22 protein-coding genes and 1 pseudogene are annotated in these 18,188 nt (G+C 49.8%); 1 reads left to right on the plus strand and 22 read right to left on the minus strand.

Annotated features, from left to right (window positions below; all coding sequences use genetic code 11):
* From BUC22_RS20995 to BUC22_RS21070, 16 genes and pseudogenes are all read right to left on the minus strand, one after another.
* A pseudogene (locus BUC22_RS20995) lies at positions 1-1,131 on the minus strand (hypothetical protein); the annotation flags it as partial.
* Entirely contained in the window at positions 1,132-1,443 is a 312-nt protein-coding gene (locus tag BUC22_RS21000) for a hypothetical protein (protein WP_073383677.1), read from the minus strand.
* Entirely contained in the window at positions 1,430-1,630 is a 201-nt protein-coding gene (locus tag BUC22_RS21005; RefSeq protein WP_073383680.1) for a hypothetical protein, read from the minus strand. Before BUC22_RS21005 ends, BUC22_RS21000 begins: the two co-directional genes overlap by 14 nt.
* 18 nt (positions 1,631-1,648) lie before the next feature.
* Entirely contained in the window at positions 1,649-4,597 is a 2,949-nt protein-coding gene (locus BUC22_RS21010) for a hypothetical protein (RefSeq protein WP_073383682.1), read from the minus strand.
* Between the two features lie 6 nt (positions 4,598-4,603).
* Positions 4,604-4,960 (minus strand): DUF6711 family protein, encoded by a 357-nt coding sequence (locus BUC22_RS21015; protein WP_073383684.1) that lies wholly within the window; start codon positions 4,958-4,960, stop codon positions 4,604-4,606.
* A gap of 10 nt (positions 4,961-4,970) precedes the next feature.
* On the minus strand, positions 4,971-8,210 hold the full coding sequence (locus tag BUC22_RS21020) for a coiled-coil domain-containing protein (protein ID WP_073383687.1): 3,240 nt from the start codon (positions 8,208-8,210) through the stop codon (positions 4,971-4,973).
* On the minus strand, positions 8,207-8,569 hold the full coding sequence (locus BUC22_RS21025) for a hypothetical protein (protein ID WP_073383690.1): 363 nt from the start codon (positions 8,567-8,569) through the stop codon (positions 8,207-8,209). Before BUC22_RS21025 ends, BUC22_RS21020 begins: the two co-directional genes overlap by 4 nt.
* Positions 8,570-8,595: 26 nt before the next feature.
* Positions 8,596-9,051 carry a DUF6096 family protein gene (locus BUC22_RS21030; RefSeq protein ID WP_083591203.1) on the minus strand — a complete coding sequence of 152 codons (456 nt, stop codon included), beginning with the start codon at positions 9,049-9,051 and terminating at the stop codon, positions 8,596-8,598.
* A gap of 14 nt (positions 9,052-9,065) precedes the next feature.
* Positions 9,066-9,491: a phage tail tube protein gene (locus BUC22_RS21035; protein ID WP_073383693.1), complete on the minus strand. Its 426-nt coding sequence runs from the start codon at positions 9,489-9,491 to the stop codon at positions 9,066-9,068.
* Positions 9,492-9,511: 20 nt separating this feature from the next.
* Complete coding sequence (locus tag BUC22_RS21040) at positions 9,512-9,868, minus strand: hypothetical protein (protein WP_073383695.1); 357 nt, start codon at positions 9,866-9,868, stop codon at positions 9,512-9,514.
* Positions 9,865-10,362 carry an HK97-gp10 family putative phage morphogenesis protein gene (locus BUC22_RS21045; RefSeq protein WP_073383698.1) on the minus strand — a complete coding sequence of 166 codons (498 nt, stop codon included), beginning with the start codon at positions 10,360-10,362 and terminating at the stop codon, positions 9,865-9,867. Before BUC22_RS21045 ends, BUC22_RS21040 begins: the two co-directional genes overlap by 4 nt.
* Positions 10,359-10,733 (minus strand): hypothetical protein, encoded by a 375-nt coding sequence (locus tag BUC22_RS21050; RefSeq protein WP_073383699.1) that lies wholly within the window; start codon positions 10,731-10,733, stop codon positions 10,359-10,361. Before BUC22_RS21050 ends, BUC22_RS21045 begins: the two co-directional genes overlap by 4 nt.
* Positions 10,687-11,028 (minus strand): phage head-tail connector protein, encoded by a 342-nt coding sequence (locus BUC22_RS21055; RefSeq protein ID WP_073383702.1) that lies wholly within the window; start codon positions 11,026-11,028, stop codon positions 10,687-10,689. Before BUC22_RS21055 ends, BUC22_RS21050 begins: the two co-directional genes overlap by 47 nt.
* The gene (locus tag BUC22_RS21060) at positions 11,029-11,268 is read right to left on the minus strand and encodes a Rho termination factor N-terminal domain-containing protein (RefSeq protein ID WP_073383704.1); all 240 of its coding nucleotides are present in this window, start codon (positions 11,266-11,268) and stop codon (positions 11,029-11,031) included.
* A gap of 15 nt (positions 11,269-11,283) precedes the next feature.
* Complete coding sequence (locus BUC22_RS21065; protein WP_073383707.1) at positions 11,284-12,225, minus strand: hypothetical protein; 942 nt, start codon at positions 12,223-12,225, stop codon at positions 11,284-11,286.
* 20 nt (positions 12,226-12,245) lie between these two features.
* Positions 12,246-12,875: a DUF4355 domain-containing protein gene (locus tag BUC22_RS21070; protein WP_073383709.1), complete on the minus strand. Its 630-nt coding sequence runs from the start codon at positions 12,873-12,875 to the stop codon at positions 12,246-12,248.
* Between the two features lie 226 nt (positions 12,876-13,101).
* Here BUC22_RS21070 and BUC22_RS21075 point away from each other — a divergent pair, with 226 nt between their 5' ends.
* A complete protein-coding gene (locus tag BUC22_RS21075) occupies positions 13,102-13,293 on the plus strand; it encodes a hypothetical protein (protein WP_073383712.1) in 192 nt (63 codons plus the stop codon).
* 18 nt (positions 13,294-13,311) lie between these two features.
* On the opposite strand, the gene BUC22_RS21080 is transcribed toward BUC22_RS21075, so the two are convergent.
* The 6 genes from BUC22_RS21080 to BUC22_RS21100 all read right to left on the minus strand — a co-directional run.
* The gene (locus BUC22_RS21080) at positions 13,312-13,536 is read right to left on the minus strand and encodes a hypothetical protein (RefSeq protein ID WP_073383714.1); all 225 of its coding nucleotides are present in this window, start codon (positions 13,534-13,536) and stop codon (positions 13,312-13,314) included.
* Positions 13,537-13,593: 57 nt separating this feature from the next.
* On the minus strand, positions 13,594-13,920 hold the full coding sequence (locus BUC22_RS21085) for a YjcQ family protein (RefSeq protein ID WP_073383717.1): 327 nt from the start codon (positions 13,918-13,920) through the stop codon (positions 13,594-13,596).
* Entirely contained in the window at positions 13,913-14,083 is a 171-nt protein-coding gene (locus BUC22_RS22190; RefSeq protein WP_167495218.1) for a hypothetical protein, read from the minus strand. Before BUC22_RS22190 ends, BUC22_RS21085 begins: the two co-directional genes overlap by 8 nt.
* Positions 14,084-15,661, minus strand: coding sequence for a minor capsid protein (locus BUC22_RS21090; RefSeq protein ID WP_073383720.1), 1,578 nt, complete (start codon positions 15,659-15,661; stop codon positions 14,084-14,086).
* A complete protein-coding gene (locus BUC22_RS21095; protein ID WP_073383722.1) occupies positions 15,648-17,051 on the minus strand; it encodes a phage portal protein in 1,404 nt (467 codons plus the stop codon). Before BUC22_RS21095 ends, BUC22_RS21090 begins: the two co-directional genes overlap by 14 nt.
* A 12-nt stretch (positions 17,052-17,063) precedes the next feature.
* The coding region (locus BUC22_RS21100; protein WP_143163959.1) for a PBSX family phage terminase large subunit at positions 17,064-18,188 on the minus strand (1,125 nt) is incomplete at its 5' end.

An 18,188-nucleotide genomic window follows, 5' to 3' on the forward strand; every position in this document is an offset into this window, starting at 1 on the left:
AGCGCCGTCGGCGCCTTTGGCTCCGGGTGCTCCGTCCTTCCCATTGGTGCCATTCTCTGGGACGGCTTTTTTATCGGTCTTTGTCCCATTTATCTCCCAGTAACCATCGGCGGATATGGAAATTTCGGGTGAAACACCATCAACGCCGTTGCGTCCGTCTTTCCCGTCTGTTCCGGGCGGCCCGGTCGGTCCCTGGGCCTTTTGTCCGGTATCCTCCCCGTCGATATAGAAATTTCCGTTTACTCCGATTGTAAGAATGCTGGTGTCGCCTTTGGCTCCCCGGCTGGGCTTTCCGGTATCCACGCCATTCACAAACCAGTTTTCATTGGCACCAATGGTGATGGTTGGCGTTGGTCCTTCTGGACCGATTACGTTGTAGCCTTCCGGCGGTGTTGGGTCATTATCCACAATAAAATTCAAAATCCCATTGGTGATCACGGGTTTCCAGGTCTTAACTTTGGCCGCTTCGGTGGTGGCGGTATTTGCTGCGGTCTCGGCTCGTTCGGCGCTGGTTTCGGCGGCGGTTTTACTTTTGTCCGCTGCGGCTGCACTGGCTGCCGCGTCGCTGGCTTTTTCTTCGGCGCTTCTGGCACTGGCTTCGGCGGCATCCTGTCCCTCTTTTGCCGCTTTCGCACTGTTCGTTGCTTCGGTCGCTTTTGCGGTTGCGGTTTCGGCGCTTCTTTGGGCTGCTGCGTCGGCTGACTCAGCGGCATTTTTAAATTGCTCAACCAGTTTTTTATCGCTTTCGACTTCTTTTTTTGCCTTGACTGCCGCGTTTTCAGCAGCTTCAGCAGCCTCGCGCGCCGTTTCGGCACCCATCTCAGAAGCTTCTGCTTTTTTAGCGGCGGTTTCAGCTCCCGTTTGGGCTATTACCGCGTCATTTTTAGCTTTCGTTGCCTGCGATTCAGCGATTTCAGCCGCAGCTTGTGCGGCTTCGGCTGCTTTTTGAGCCTTTTCTGCGTCCTCCACTTCCTGCCAAATATCTTCCTTCGACGCGAGCTCTTTCACATCTCCCGCAGCGAACGCCGCATATACTTTTCTTGTACCGTCTATGGTGACCGCCAGCTCACCGGGCTTCATCTTTTCTGGCCGAAAATCCGCACCGGCGCCACGGCGCATCTGTATTGCCATTTAGCTTCCCTCCTTTGCCGGGCTTGCTTGTGTTTTGCTCTGAGCAGTTTGAGCGGATTGTGCTTTGAACGCTTCCAGCAACTCTTCTTTTGTCCCGGTTTTTGTTTCGGTTAACGGTTTAGCCAATTCAAGCACGGCACTAGCGTAAAGCCTGTTTTTGGCGTCTTTGATATTTTGAGACAGTCGAGCCACAACCCCCTCAATGTCCGTGATATCCAGTCCGTATTGGCTGCTCATCTCGGTCAGGCGGCTGTCCATTTCGTGGTAAACAGCATCCATATTAGCCATTTTCGTGATATTAATGCCTTCCAAAGTAAATCACTCCCTCCTGTTTCTTTGGTTTTTCTCCAAACCACCCCTCATCTGGTGTGGCCACGATCGTCTCGTTTCCTTGGCTTTCCTCAAAAACGATGCGCCAGCCGTCTCTCAAAAACCGATCCGACTGTTTCTCTGGATCGGACAAATACATTTGCACATTATCTTTTACTGCCTTGTACATTTTTCTCCTCCCACTGGCTTATAGCGCTGAACAAAGCAGACCGTTTATAAAATAATATGTTGATTTTTCCCAGCGAAGCGCTCCCTGTAACTCCACAATATTTGTGATGACAGACATCGATCCACTGCCGCACATATTGCTTACACCGGACTGCCCGGCCATCGTCGCTAACCGCTCTGCTTTTATGTCAAGAAACTCTGTTTTTATCTGGAATCCCCTGTAATTGGTGCCTTGATAGGTGATGGATGCCGCACAATCAATCAGTCCACGCTGCTTTCCGGCAAAATAGCCGTAGATTGTGCCGCCTTCAATCATAATCTGTCCCATCGTGCTGTAGCCAGAAACCAATTTTCCAAGAAATTCGCAGCCTTCTTTGAATTTTCCTTTTGACGCGATGAGCCCATCCTTGTCAAGTGTGGCAACGACAGCTCCCGAGTCGTTATAAACCCAGATTTGACCCGCTTCGTTATTTTTATTTCCCGCTTGAAGCGTGCCTCCTTGGATCAAATCCGCGCTTAACATCCCAGTTTTAATATATGATGCATTGAAATATAAGTTGCCACTACTATCGGAGTACAGACCTTGCCATTCACCGTTATTGGTCAATTTATTAAAAACCTCTTCTTGGGTCAAAGCCGTCGCATCCTTAATCATCGAAACGATCGTTCTGGCGTAAAGTCCTTGCCTGGGGAAACCCCCTTGCCAAAATGAGGGTGCCGCCGTTACGCGGATGCCTGTCCACGTTTGGTCCTCTAATGTGTAGGTTTTCGTATATCCAGTGACTTCCTGGTCATAGTCAACGACCTCCCATGCGATGCCGTCCGTTGTTTTCTCCAATAACCATGCGGCAGCCTGAACCGTTTCATCCAAATTGGTGCGTTTTGCACAACGAAAAGTGACACTTCCGGGTGTTAGCCCTTCGTCGGTAACCGTGACGGTCTGGGCGCTTGGGGTTACAACATACACGACGCCGTCGGCGCCCGCCTTATTTTTTGAAACCTGAAAAACACCGGTTGCTTTTCGGTTTTGATAGGTTACCGTAAAGGTCACTTTTCCGGTTTCACCTGTTAAATTTGTCACTTTATATCTGTGGGCCGATGCGTCCCAAGTGCCCGTCACTGACGAATCGGCTAAAACCGAATACGCCGCTGCGTCGCTCACATCCTGGGAACCAAACATCGCCTTCACCGTTGTTTCACACTCCGTATAGTCGCCAGTTCCATCTGCTTTTGTCGGAATCCCAAAATAGTCATTCATTTGCAGGTAAAAGCTGGTGGCAATCTCTATTTGTTCAGGCATTGCCACCGGATTGCTTCCGATTGACAAGCGCTCGGCATTGATGCGCACAGCCCCGGTTTCCATGGACGCATAAAACATTTCTCGTCCCTGTTTATCCTTGACCACCAGCTCGCCTGCATTAATCCAGTCGGCATTGATCCCCACCGCAGCGAGCACATTAACCACCGCATTCGCGTTTTTATCAATGCCTGCTGAGTAGGTCTTGCCACCGTCTTGGGAGATAAAAAAACCATCGGCAGTGATTTTATAAACCACCATACTCTCAGCCAGTTTGGGTTTATCATGCATATAGGTTATCCGGCTGCCGTCCTCTAAGGTTTCAACCGTTTGATAATAGCCCATGGCGTTCATGGCCAGTTGATTCATCTGCGTGACGTATTGGTCGTATGCCGAAAGTTTCGCTTCCGTGTTACGGTCGGCCTCAACAAGGGCCTTCGTGATTTCGGAATAGCGCTTTGAGGTGTTGCGGCTGGGCGTTTCTGCGTCGGTTGAGATGCGCTCGTAACTGCCGATCGTATAGGTCAGATTGGTAATATAGCACGAATACGCATTTCCTTTACGGTCTGTCACATACGCAGCATCTCCGGCTTCAATGGATGGATCACCCAGACAAGAGGCGGACATCTTACGAAAGCGCATGCCGACCATTTTCTTGCCCAAATGCGCCGCGACGGTTTCCGCCTGACCATAGCAAATCAAGGGGTTGCCTGTAATCTCCAGAACATAGCCCACACGCCCATAAAGGACCGTTTCCCCTTTTAATGTTTCGGTGCCACGCTTTACCTCATCTGAAGCCGTTACCCGGATTCCGGTAATCACAACATCGTCGGTGGCAACCTTCAGTCCCGACAACGCATAGATATGATGGCAGTTCGTCCAGGCGCTTTGATCAAATTCCCCACCATCAACCGCACTGCCGCTGGCATAATCTGCAAAGTTTCCGCCGTCTGCACAGTCACCGCTTTGATAGTCCGGGGCACCGTTATCAAAACAACCACCGTCCAAACCATTGCTTTCAAAAACTGTCTGGTCATACCACTTCAGTTCCAGTTGCCCATCCGTGTTACACCGGGCATAGCACCCCGCAATCTGCGCACAGTGGGATAAAATTTCCCGCCACGTTACCTGCTCGTTACTTTTAAAGGGGTTTTTCTGGATAACATAGGTGTCAAAATCAAAGGTATTGGTCCCAAGAATCACGCCACATTGGTTACAAGCGTGCCGCACAATCGACTGCATCGTTGCAGGAAAGGTCAGGCTCCCATCATAGTTACGGTCAAATTTCTCCATGTTATCAAGGGCTTCAATGGATAAAATACTGGCGCTGGCTTGCGGGTCGTCTGCGTTATAGACGCCCTTCTTAAGCCATTCCATTGTATTTCCAAGGGACTTTCCAACCCACACAGTAATCACAGCATCAGTAAAATCAACATTTGAAAAGGTATCCTTGATGTTGTTTAGGGATAGCGTTAACTTCCCGATGACCGCTGCACCAACATCAAAAGTGCTGGTACTGCTCGTGCCATCATCAATCTTGACACCTTCCTGAAAAATATCGGTTTGATCGACTTGAAGGGTTTCACCGTTTTTTAAAAGGATCGTCGCTTTGGCCACACAATGGCTGTTTTCAAGCAGCGCGTCTTTAAAGGCATTACTTGTATGAATCATCGCTTATCACCTCTCGATAATGTCAAACGCCACTTGTGTATAGCGTTTGTACTGGGTTGCCCAGTTGCGCATGGGTGCGGAGCGGTCGCCGGCGTAAAATTCCCGGCGTTCACGCTGGCCACTCAAAGCGTCCGGATAGGTCACATAAAAATATTCTGCGTTAAAAGCCTGGAGGATCGCTGCGGTTTCTTCGGGTGTTGGATTATTCCAGGCGAGTTTAATTTTTCTTTTTTGAGCGATCCGGTTTTTGTGCATGAGGGTATCCTCCGTGCGCCCGGCATCAGAACTTGAAACATCCTGTAATCCCCATTCAAAAACAGCGGGGTCCTTGACTGGGACCCCATTCACTTCAATCATTGCCATTGCCTTCCTCCTAAATCTTAACCGTAGCGGAATAACGACGGTCTGCTTTTTCTTCCCCGCGACGCACTGTTCGATAAAGCGTCTCTGTATCCGCGATAATCGTGAGTTCAATGACAGGCTGCAGGTCGTTTTGCCCACTTCCTGTAAAAAACATGGCAGCCTCAACCACTGCTTCCTTAACGCCTTCTTTGATCCCTTCGACGATCTGGCTGTTATTCGCAACCACATTTCGGTTCCCCATTCGTCCCACCAGCTCCGGACCATTTTCACGGGCAATAAACATTTCTCCCATACCTGGGAATCCGCCTTTGGCATACCATCCTACGTGAAAATCCGGAATCGGAATGGACAGGTTCCCGAGTTTTACGTCACGCCAGTTCCAGTCAATGCGTGGCGTTGGAATGTGGAATGAAGAGAATCCATCCGCAAAAGAGCGAATGGCGCTTCTGCCAATATCCCATAAATTACCAATACCACTGGTAATCAAATCCGATACGCCTGACACGGCCCACCGTATCTCATCTTTATGATTTTCATATCCGGTCTTTATGGCGGTGACAATGTCAATCCCTTTTTCCTGGCAGGTATTCACAATATCGCCAATCGCGTTAAAGACTTCATTTTTGGCGTTCCGTAAACCCGATAAAAAGCGGCTTTCTTTGACGCTCTCGTAGCCGTTTTTCAAACCTTCAACAACGTCTTTACCTTTTTCAAACACCCACTCTTTTGCGTTCCCCAACACCTCCCGAACTTTGTTCGGCAGGTCAGCAAACCATGCGAGCACGGAGCCAATGCTGTCGAGGATTCCCTGAAAAAAGCCGGCAATAAGATTCCCGCCGATTTCCATCATTACGGTGGAAGGGCTGTGAATGCCAAAGGCGCTCATAATACCTGAAAGAAAAGGCCACGCTATATTGTCCCATATCCAAATAAGGATATTGCCAATTGCGTCCGTAATGCCTCTTAAAAAACCTAATCCGACACTACCACCGCATTCTGCAATTTTTTCTTCAAAGTAAGGACCAATCCCAGAAAAAGCATCACCGATCAGTCCGAATAGAAAGGCTGCTAATCCGCCTAATAATGAGCCTAACAACTCAAACAGTCCTCTCACAATTCCAGCCCAGTCAATGTTCATCAGAAAAGTTCGTACCGATTCACCAAGCTGCCACCAGTCAATCCGCTGGACAGCTGTAATTAACATCTCCAAAAGCCCTTTTGCGCCATTGGAAAGTGTTTGCCCAACATAAGCCCAGTCGACGGTTGATGCGATGCCGTTGATTCCGTCGGCGATCGCTTGTCCCAATGAAGCCCAATGAAAATTCTCGACAAACGTCCCCAAAAACATAAAGGCCGTGTTAAAGCCTTCTGCCAGGGTTGCCCCAACTAAACGCCAGTCGGTCGCTTCGATAAAGCCGTTCAAGAAGGTGGCGATGCTTTTGGCAATGCGCGCGGTCGTCTCTTTGATCTGGTTCCATGGAATGCTGGCGAGCGCTGCATTCAGCTTATTGCCAACAATGGCGCCGATTTCGGTAAAGTCCGCGGCGGCCCAGGCATCTTTAATCTTTTGCGCAAAATCCTGAATTTGCTGCGGGATTGAAACTTCTTCAAACATATCGCCTGGCGAAATCCCGCCGATGTCACTGGAACCCGGGGTGTCCGCGCTGCTGGCAGCGTCGCTGTGGTCATCCAGCTTATTAATCTCATCAAAACCTAAAAGGGTCCGTTGCAGCTTCCGATTTGCCGCATCGGCTTTATCGGCACTGCTGGTCTGTTTATCTAAACTCGCAGCGTAATCCTGTTGGACTTTTTTCGCCCGGATGAACGTGCTTTGACCCGTTAAGCGTGCAATCAGCATCCCGGCAGCCGTGACCGCCTGGGAAATTTTCTGAATCAGGACATTTAAGATGGGGGCTACCACATTTAAGATCGGTGCAAAGGCTGTTGCCAGACTGTTTTTGAGCTGCGTCAGGCTGGACATCAGCATAGAGAGGCTGGCGTTCGTCGCGCTGCTGTACTGTGCCAGGTTCTGCATCCCCTGTTTGGCCCCCTCAAGGGCACCGCGGATCAGGAAGCTGGCAAGCATAAACTTTGCGGTCATGCCGAGTGTTCCGAGGATGCCGCCTAAACGATGGCCGCTACTCCCCATCCCGTTCATGGCACTTGTCAGGCGCCGGACGCCTGGAATGCCTGTGATAAACCGCTGAATGAGCGCGGCAAAGGCTCCGCCAGCCCGCTTAATTGATGGCGTCACCCGGTCAAAAGCGGCTTTCATGCCGCCTATTTTTGCAACAATATTGGAAGCTGCGTTGCGAAGTCCGGCAAACTGGAGGCCCTCGCCACTCGCTTTCAAGCGCTGCATAGACCGTGTTGCGCTGTTGATCCGCTGCTCGGTCCGGCTGATCTCAGATTGAAGGTTATTCCAGGCATTACTGCCAACGTCCTTCCCAGAAGCCTGCATCCGCTTCATTTCTGTATTATACTGGCTTAGCTTTTCTCTGGCCTCCTGAATCCGGCTGCTGAGGTTCTGCATCTCCTTAGTCGTGTTAAACGCGCCACCCTCCTTTTGAAGGGCTTCCATCCGCGCCTGAAGGTGCCGGATCGCCTGCTCGGCTTCCCTTACTTCTTCCTGAAAGCTTTTCGGCACTGCACTGTCGGGCAATCCCATGGATTTCCAGTTGCTCTGGGTATCCTCCAGGCCACTCAGACGGCTTTTAGCGGCTTCCATCTGCTTCGCAAGGCTTGCGTATCCTTCTGTTGGCTTAGCGCCTTTCCCTGAGGCTTCCAGGACCTTTTGACGGGCCTGAAGCGCAGCCAGTGTCTTCTCCGCTTTTTCGGCCGCAGCGCTCAGCTTCTGATATTTCTCAGACAGCTGTCGGTCTGCGCCTTCTGCCTTTAAATCACGCTGCTTCTGGTTCAGGCGTTCCAGCGCCTTTTCTGCCCGGTCGACGTCGGCCTGAAGGGCCTTGTATTCATCGGTGTAGGTTTTGATACCTGAGTCTACTTGAAAGTCCTTGATTTTATCGCCGATGCTGGCTTTAATCTGCTTCAGCACGTTTTGTACCTGCTTCAGCTTACCAAGAGACGGGTCGCTTGTGATGCCCTTTAACGGGCTCTTGACCGCTTCTGTCGCCTGATTGATGGCTTTCGTGGTCTTCTCTGTTTCAGAGAGCGCCTCTTTAAGCGCTTTTTTATACTGGGCTGTGCTGCCCTCAATGACCACCTGCAGCTTTTCAAGCACTTCACTCATTCGGGTTCACCTCCTTTCTGCTTTTTTCTTCGACGGTTAAATTCCCGGACATAGTCCAGGCGCCGCGCTTTGTAATCTTCCATCGCATCTGCGGCCATTCGGGTCTCATACTGCGTTTTTTCGTCGGCGTACAGCTCAGGGTAATACTCCCATACTTTCGGAATCTCACCCTTTCCGTCCATGGCCATGGCCAGATAGCGGGCGTTGACCTCTGCCATAATGAAATCCTGGTTGATCCGCTGTTTGGCCTGCTGCCGTTCAATACGGCGATGGCTTTCCATCAAATCACAGATTTCCATGGGCGAGGCGTTCCAGAAATCAGCCGGTGAAATCCCGCAGTCCAGGGCCAGTGTGTACAATTTTGACAGCTGGTCAGACAGGGTCCTTACAGCAGCTCGTCCACATCTTTCAGGTTTTCCATCATGGACGCTGCCTGTTTTTCGGTAAAAAAACCGGAAACCGCCAGAGTCGGCATGAGTACCTCGGTAAAGAGTTCCATCTGATTGCCGCCCTCCTCCAGCCATCGATCATACAGCTTTTGGACATCCTGATAAGCAATCCCGTGTTCCCAGGGCGCAATGGCTGCCTGGATAATGGTCAACATGATGGAAAGTGGCGGGATACCGCCATCTGAAACCAGGGTCAGCATGTTGGTGCGGTATTTGCTTTCCAGCCTCCCGATCATGGCCGTGGTCAGCTTCAGCTTGTAGTCTTTGCCGCTTACCCGCCAATAATGAAAGGGCTTCCGCTTTGGCTTTTCCGGTTCCTGTTTAACTTCCTCAAAACCAGTATTTGATGCTTCAATGTTCATTTCGTTATCTAATCCGTATAAACCACTCATTGCTTACTCCTTTATTAACTTCCTGCCCCGCTTGTGGGGTCGGTAAATTTCAAATCGCTCTGCACCATCATGGTTAACTCAAATTCGATGACGCCGTTCACGCCGCCGCCTGTGCGTTTCACCGACACCTGGGCATCGTAGGCAGTGGCCGTGCCATCTTTCAGGGTTTCCTGAAAGCTCAGCACCTCCCCAGCGGCCTGCGCCTCACGCATGACTCGGTAAGGCGAATCGGCTTTTGTGTTATCATATTTGAATTTATAGGTCATTTCCGGAAGGTCGCCGATGCCCTGTTCATACATCTTATTGGCATCCGTCAGACAAGTGTTTTCCACCTTTTCAGGTTCAACGCCCATTTCCGGGATTTCTTTCAAGCCGGGCAGGTCGGTATAGGTAGCGCCGCCCTTTTTCTTGAAGCCTAGTTTTGCTCCGTTTGCTAACATGTTTTCACACTCCTTTTCATTTAATTCGGCCAGTAAACATCGTCACTCTCCATGTCGATGATGGCCTCATAGCGCATGACTTTATGCTTTAGCCCCGATGGGTCCGGGGTATCCTGGCACAAGGTCCGGACCAGTCCAAGGGCCGCCAGTGCTTTATCCACTTTGATCGCCTCCGGAGAGGTGGACCGGTTGTGCCAGATATCGACTTTATAGCGCACATACGCCTTATCTTCTTTGTCGGTTTTTTCATAAACCTTGTTGTCTTCCTCAATGTACTGGATCACTGGGAAGTCCGCCCAGTCCTTTGGGTACTGGTCGGACACATTGTCAAAAGCGGCATCCAGCGCCGCGTAAACCTGGTCTTTTACATTTTTCATAGCTGCTCCTTTGCAAATCGCGCGATGACCGCTAAAATGGCGTCTTCATTGTTCTTCAGCGCCGGGTACATAAAAGGCTGGGCCGCCTGGCCGTAGCACTTATAAAAGCGCCCGTTTTCCGTGTCGATATGGAAAAAGCGATAACGCTCAGCAACATCCCGCCCGATCTGGCTTTCGTGAATCCACCAGCCGGTTTGACTGTAGGACACTGCGACATCCGGGGAGATGCCGTCATGATCGGCCTGGCCTTTGGGGCCGGTGCCGAACTCGACATAGGGCGCATATTGTTTGTTGGTGTAGCAGGTCCCTCGAATCTTGCCGTCTTTGTTTTCTACCGCTGTAAAGATACTTTCTCTCAGTTCGCCGTCGTGCACCGGGCAATTGGCCTTTGCGTCCTCCTGGACAAGGGAAATCCCTTTTTCAATGCCTTGCCGCAGCTCCATTTCAGACAGTGTCCTCAGCTTCTTTTCAAGCTCTAACGCCCCCAGAATCATATCTTTTCCGCCTCCAACCGCAAAATTTTGTAGGGTTTCACGGCGATAATTTTGTAATCTGGCGGGCGGTCCGGGCCAACATCCAGGCAAAGGCCGTCCCCTTCCACAATATCCGGTCCGTCCTCAAAAACATAGTGCACCACATCTTTTGAATCCGCCGTGATGGTGTAAGGGCCTTCAAGCCGCAGGTTCCGGATATTGGACAGGCGCTCACCGTACAGCTCTGCCTGTAGCTTGCCGCTGCCCGGCCAGAGTTCGGCTGTAAAAGAAGTCGCCGCGCCATAATCGGTGTAGGTATTGCCCTCGCTGTCTTTTTTCAGGCTTTTACGCCGGTGATGGTATGTCTTCAGACGACTGCGTTTGATTTTCATAGACCTTTCCTCCCACCCGGACCAGACGGTATTGGTTTAAAATAACGTATATATGCTTTGGGGCAGTGTCAAAGCTGTAGCGCTCACCGCCCTCACTTCGGCCTGTTTCACCCTCTGTGCCCATCCGGTTCAGCGCGATCACCGCCAAGTCCCGCACGGGCTTTTTCAATGCTGGAATCAGTTTTGACCGGTTGGTGTAGCCGAGAACAAAAGATTCTGCGTCTTCCAGGACGACGGTAATTAAATTTTCATCACTCTCACCTGTCAGCAGCTTAATCTTTTCTGCCTCTGTCAACTAAACCACACCTTTCAGGACTGCCAGGAGTTCCTCTTTCGTCAGACTTGAGTAGCCTTCAATCTCTTTTTCTTTGGCAATGGCTTTTAATTCCGCCACTGTTTTTGTGTTGATGTCTACGTCTGCCTGGTCAGCCTCTGCGGCATCCCCGCCAATCGGCCGGAATCCCTGGGCTTTCAGTTTTTCAATCTGAGCTTCTGTAACGGCGACACGCTCAACGTTCTTTCGAATCAGTCTCATGGCTCATCCCCCCCATCACACGGACGGCTTAGCGTCTTTAATGCTCAGGTAGATGGAGTCCAGTTTATTATCCAGTACCCAGATATCATGGAAACGGCGGTAGTCCATCTGCCAGGCGTTGAGCTTCTGATTGATGGTCGGGTCGAAGATACGCATGATATCCTGTTTGGTAATGGCGATCGGAGTCGCTGTTGGCAGGATCACAAAGTTCAGATCCAGCGCTTTCGTTCCCTTTGCGTAGCCGCCCGCTTCCTGTCCAGAGGTGGTGCCGTCATTGATGGTGATTGCAGAGTACATCCGGTTGGCTGGTGTCGCGATAATCGGTACGCCGTCAATGGAGGGCACCTGGGTATTAATACCGCCCTTGGAAAAGGTGACGGCCATAATCTTTCCGGCCAGCTCAATCTCCAGTTCCAGGATGAAACCTGGTGTCGCATGAATCACCAACGGGCCATTATAACCGGCTTCACGGACGGCCTTAATGCCTTCTTTTACCTTTCTCAGTGCGGAGGTGTTCGCTGCGCCGGGAGTGTATCCGTAGTCAATCATCCCCGCTTTGTCCGCCGTGATGGTTTCAGATGCGATTTTGGAAATACGGTAGGCGTCAATTTCCGGAACCACGTGCATCCGCTGGAATTCACCCATCACCGCTGCGGCTGTGGTGACAAAGTTGTTTTCGTTGATATCCATGGGGTCCAGCTGGAACTTGCGGCCACGGTCCTGTGTCATGGTCCTGGTTTCGTAGGTGAGGGTTACCCCGCCCTGCACATAACCGTTATCCCGGTCATAGTCCCCCATGCCCTGTACAGACATTTTTGGAATCTTGACTTCTGCGCCGCCATTGTAAATGACCTGGCCGGCGTTGGCGTCCATCCAGCCCGTCACGGCATCCTGGATGGCGACCTTATCCAGTGTGTTCTGGAAAAGTGTTGCGGTTGCTAATGTGTTAATTGCCATAATTTATCTTTCCTTTCAATTTATACTTTTCCCATCATCAAGTTTTCAACCTGTTTCGCCAGGTCTGTGTCGTCCTGTGACGGGGCTTTTTTCAGTGGTTTATCGCCTTTGAGCCGTTCTTCCACAGAGGCCTCGACAGCCTCTTTAAATGCTTTTTCAACGGCTTCAATGGATTGTTTGCAGGCATCGGCGTCCGAATAATTGAGCACCTCTGCCAGACTAACCGGCAGCTTTTTCTCAGCCAGGGTGTTCTTTGCCTCTGCTGCCAGCTCGCGTTTTGTGATCGCGGCTTCTCGGTCAGCCATCTCTTTTTCTTTTTTCTGCTGCAGGTACTGCGCCTTTTCCTTTTCAGTCATTTTTGCCAGTTTCTCGGCCTCGGTGGCCTTTTCATCAAAGAGCACCTCTAACTTAGAACGCTGCGTTTCCAGAGCTTTCTGTACCCTTCGGTCAAACTCAGCTTGATAATCCTTATTGCTCAAAATTTCCTCAAAGGTTTTTGGCGGCTTTTCCTGCGGTTTGTCTTCGGGAGCGCTTTCTGCGCCCGCTGCATTATCTATCCCTTCGCCTGCTCCGTCCCCTCCATTGTCGGCGGCGTCCTCAGCGAAAAGCTGCAGATTCATGGGAATCCGTTCATCGTTTGGGTATTTCATTCGTACTTCCTTTCTGCCCCGGCTCGTTCAAAGCCCAAGCCATTGCACTTAAATTTCATAGTTTACCCTCGTTTCGGAGCATGAAAAAAGGCGCGTTACTCTGCGCCTTACGGGAGATAAACGGATCACCTACCTTTCCACTTGCCTTGTTGAAAGTTCGCTTAGAATCCCTTATAATTATATTATCGGTCTACACATCGAAATACGTTTGAAAGGAGACTCTACAATGGACAAGATATTCTCTGGCTTTTGCCCAACCCAAAAGAAAGACTATCAAATTATTGTCAAGTATATTGATACGTCTACCTTTGATGCCCAAGAACATGAAAAAGGCACGTTCGATTGCGCTTACAATATGTATGGAAATAAGTGCAATATTCAATGCCCTATTTACAGTTCTGCTCCAGATTCGATTTGACAAATGCACCCAGGGCCGTTAATCGGCTCTTTTTTCATAAAAACCTTTATAAATCTCTGGCAATGTTGGGATAATATCCCCATCAATTTCTAAGTCGACTGCTTTTAAATCTACTTCCAAAATGGGTAAGCCTCCCGCTGTGTGCTTTAATTGGTATCCGCGAACTCCCTTAATTTCTACGCCATCAATAAAAATCTTGGCCTTTATGCCTGCTGTTTTAATTCTTATTTTTGGTCTTGCCATTTTTCATCACCTTTCCTGATTTTGGGTATAAAAAAACCACTGAAGTTTATTCAGCGGTTATAATTCCGGTATGGTTTCCTTAATGCCTTTTAAAATGTTGGCAGCTTTTTTCATCAACGTATTATCAGCCAGATATTCAAGTCCTTTTAGCGTGATGACCGGCTGTATGGGCTGTTCAATTTTTGGACTGTAATCTGAAGCACACTGATCATAAAAAACGCCCTCGATGTATCCGGACTTTGTTAACATAATTAAAATCTTTTCCCAGCGCTCATAGGAGATGCCAAGGCGCTCATGGGATATCTTAGAAACATCGAAAGCCTCAAAGTCCATGGCTGCTTCTAAAGCCTTTAGGATTTTGTAGATGATGGTGAAGTTATCCATTCGGGATCACCTCTTTAATATCGTCGATGGTGATGTCGATCGTTTCCCAATCCTTTGGAGAACTGCCGACGTCTGCAATAAAAACTTTATTGTCAAAGGCTTCCATAATGTCGGCTTTTCTTCCGTCTTTCAAAAGTACAGTATCAAATTCCTTGATTTCCATTTACTTTACCTCCTTGATGTATGCGCTTGACATTGAGACAGAGCCATCTGGTTTTAGTAACCACCCAACAACAACGTTAGCAGGTGTACCTTTATTCCCATAAAGCACTATTTTTTGCTCGTATCTATCGCCATACCCATTATTGTCCTTGTAGACCGCTGGATATTTCACCGCCCTTTCGGTGATTTCATTTTGAAGCTCTGACCAGTTGTTAATGTCGTAACCCAGTCTTGACGTAAACGCCGCTCCTTTCGCTAACCCCTTTTGATGATCGCCTCCAAACAAATAGTGTGAAAACTTTTTGTCTGGAACAATAACATTTTCAGCATTTGGCAATTTTAATTCTGGGTGCTTCGCAAGTTCATTCTGTCGCTGGTAATCCAGCTTTGTAAACTGCCAGCGCTCACTATTATTATACTTCATTTCCTGGAATTTATCCAGGTTTTCAGGCACTTCGTCTGCAAGGACCTTTCGGTATTTTTGGTGCTGTGAACGGTCAGCTGTCCGGTTCTTCAATTTCTTTTCTTCCCGTTCAACCGCTGGCTTACCCCTCACGTATTTGTCGTACCATTTTTCATAGTTCATGGAGCGTGGCACCTTGATGCGTTTGCCCGTGGCGGGGTCGATGGCGGAGCGCTGCATTTTGGCGATCAAAGATTCTTCCACCACTGAAATGGTTGTTGACCGGCACCAGGGGTGCATTGGCGGGCAGTTCACGCCAGCTTTGCGGTCCTTTACCAGAAACAGTTTACCGTCCAGACCTCGGCATATTTCAGAGGTGCGCAGGTCGAGGGTTGCCAGGTACTGGTATTTCTCGACGCCGCATTCCTCGTAGGCTTTAAAATTCAATTCCGTAGCCAGATAGTTGCTCTCGGTTCGGACGAGGCGCCTTGCTTTGCTGGCGCCTTTACCGAACTTGTTTTGTATGATCTCGGCCACTTCCCGGTTCGTGCGGCCAGTGACCAGGTTGATGAGCAGCTCCTGCTTCAGTTCCTGTGCTAACAGCCGGGTATTTTTCCAGATGCGTTCGGAATAGTTTTTTCCAGACCATTTCCGGTTAACGGCAGCCTCGATCTGCTTGGCGGAAATGTAGGAAAACCCAAAAGCTGCCTCTGCCTGCTGCTGGAGATCAAAGATGCCCCGGTAGTAGGCTTCATTCCCAAGGTCCACATAGTGACTGCGGTTTTTCTGTTTTACCTGATCGTATACCTCGGTCATGATCTGGTCAATCTGGTTTTGCAGCTGCTTCAGGCGTTCAAGGCGGGCCTGATAGGCTGGCGCTTCCAGTTTTGCAAGCAGTTCTTTCTGATGATCCTCGCCATTCCTGAGCTTTTGAAGCAGTTCATCCAGAGATGCCTTATCCTGCAGCTGATTAATCAGGCGGTAAGCTTCTGCTTCAGTCAGACGGTGCTTTGTCTGATATTTATCGAAAATTGCGTCTGCCTGATGGCTGATGTATCCGGAAGCCTTTTGGTACAGCTTCGCGATCTGATCGGCGGCGTCCTCAGCCTTTTCCATGTAATGGTACATATTCTGAACCTGCCGCTGCTCCCAGTAGGAAAGCCTATGCTTCGCCATCTTCCTCGTCCTTACCCTCTATCTCTGGCGATGTGTTTGGCGCATTACCGAAGATTTCCTTTTGCTTTTGGAGGTTCTCTTTTTCTTCCTGCTGCACAGCTTTAAGCTCTTCATCGGGATCATCGACAAAGGGCACCTGAGACAGCAGCGTCTTTTTACTGACCTTACCCCAGAGGTTCGCCACGTATTGGCTGATCTCCAGTAAATTTTTAGGCATCGCTCGTGTGAAAACCAGCGAAACACCTGAAACATCGATTGAAACGGCTTTTTTACCGAGGAAGTTGGCGAAAATACGAAGCCGCTTCCGGAGGCCTTTTTTGTAGCACCGGGTCTTGATCTTTGTGATGTTCTCCATGCCCAGTAACTTGAACTCCATGGCCACACCAGAAACGTTGCCGCCGAACGCCTCATCGGTCAGACACGGGATATGGCTGAATTTGTGGATGTCCTGCTCAATGGCTTTTTTCAGGATTTCAACGCCGGCCTCGTCAAAGGTGCGGGTGAGATATTCGGCTTTTGCATCGGCGGGCAATTCAAGCAGCTTTTCCTGATTCAGCCGCTTTCTGGCTGCCTCGGTCCCCTTTCCATCACCCTCTTTTTCGTCATCCTCATCTGAAAGCAGGGCGCCGTAAAGAGCAAGGATTGCGTCAATAAACTGTTCCTTGTCGGTGATACGGTCGCTCATGAGCGCGTTGTAGGCATCGATCAAGGGGATTTGCAGCTCATAGTCTCCAATGCCCAGCTTATTATTGCGGTATTCGATGATGGGGACTGCGTCCATAAAATGGGGCTTTGCGTCTTCTGTAGATGCCTGGGGCCCTTCGATGTCCTGAATATCCATGACATATTTAAAATTTCGGGTCACAACAGTCGCCACGTATACGGTGTTGGTTTTGTCGGTAGAATCGACTTTTGCATAATAATAAACAGCAAAGAGCTCATTCTGCTCAATGCTGTCATCGTAAACCATGAAAGTATTTTTAGGACTGAGGTTTTTGATCTGAAGCTCTGTCTCGCCTTCTTTGGCATAGATGTATTCATAGGCCCGGCCATAGATGGACAGGTCCAGGCCATTGTCCCCGTCGGCTTCATCCGATCCTGCGCTTTCCAGTGCTTCTGTCAGCTTCGTGATGTCCGCCTCGGCTTTGTAGGAGACCGGATTGCCAATAAAGTAGGCGCTGGCCGTGTCTGCAATATCTTTGGCATGATTGCATACCAGTTTATTCTCGCGGTCAATATCGTTCAGTATCTGATGCCTGCCCTCATAGTAGTTCTTCAGCTTCTGCAGGCGCTCAATGCCGGATCGGTGTTTGAGGATCAGATGCCGGATGGCCTGCTTATCAATGTTTTGTTCGTCAAATTTTTCTGCGGGCATGGTAAAGTCCTGCATAATATCACTTCCTTAACGCAGCCCGGCGCGGGCTTTATTTTTTATCTTCGCTTTTCTTCTGGTCATGGAATCTTCCATCCCATACCGCACAGCATCAATGGTATGGTTGTTCTTGTCTGGGTAGCTGCCCTTGAAATTTCCGTCTTTATCCTGCTCCAGCTCATAGCTGGTAAACTCCCGGGCAGCATTGGGGCAGCGTTTTGGATCAATGATGATTTCTTCCAGTTCATCGGACAGGAACTCCATCCCATAATCTACAGACCCCGGGCCTTTCTTCGCGCCAATGACACGAAGCCCCAGTTCATTGAGGGCTGCAATGGCGCGTGGCTCTTCTGAATCGGCTGTTATGTAATGATTGAGTGGGTTTAGCTTGCGGATCTCCCGGGCGGCTTTGGTATTCCCCAGTTTTACGGCGTAGATTTCACCAAATAAAAAAAGACGTTTTCGCGTCTTGTTGTAGTGCATTTTGATATAGGCGAGTGGGTCTGCGCCATAGCCAAAGTCCAGACCGTTTTTGATCCGGTCAAAACGGGACAGCTCTTCATCGGTAATGGCTCGAACGGTGACATTCTCAAAGACGGCTCCGCCGGTGCCGGTGGCTACGCCTAAATATTCGTGTTCATAGGCTTTTGGCTTTGTGTCCCGCAGATGCTCGGCCTCGATGAAAAATTGTTCACCAAGCCAATCCCTCGGGACGGTTCGGTAATCGGTATGGCTCACAATGGTGTCGGGCCGCTCCAGAAGGACGTCCTGATTCACCCAGCTATTGATGCTTTTGGGCGGGTTCCAGGAATAAAAGACATAGTAGTCGGTACCGCCGCGCATCAGGGACTGGAGGATGGTTCTTTCTTCCTCTGGTCCGTCAAACTCGGAGCGTTCTTCAAACCAGATGTATTTAAAATAGCCGTTTTTGATCTTTACGGATTTAATCTTTTGAGGATCATCGGCGCCACGAAAAATGATCTTATTCCCAAACGGGAGATAGGATAGCCCCAGCGGCGAGAACCGGACTTTCCATTTGTCGGAAACACCCAGCACCTCAATGGCCCAGCGCAGCTGCTCGAAGACGGACTCTTCCAGAAAGCGGCCAACTTTCCGCATCGCAATGGCGTTCGCCTCCGGGTCCTGCATCATTCC

It is taken from the genome of Eubacterium callanderi, from assembly GCF_900142645.1.
In the GTDB taxonomy this organism is placed as follows: domain Bacteria; phylum Bacillota; class Clostridia; order Eubacteriales; family Eubacteriaceae; genus Eubacterium; species Eubacterium callanderi.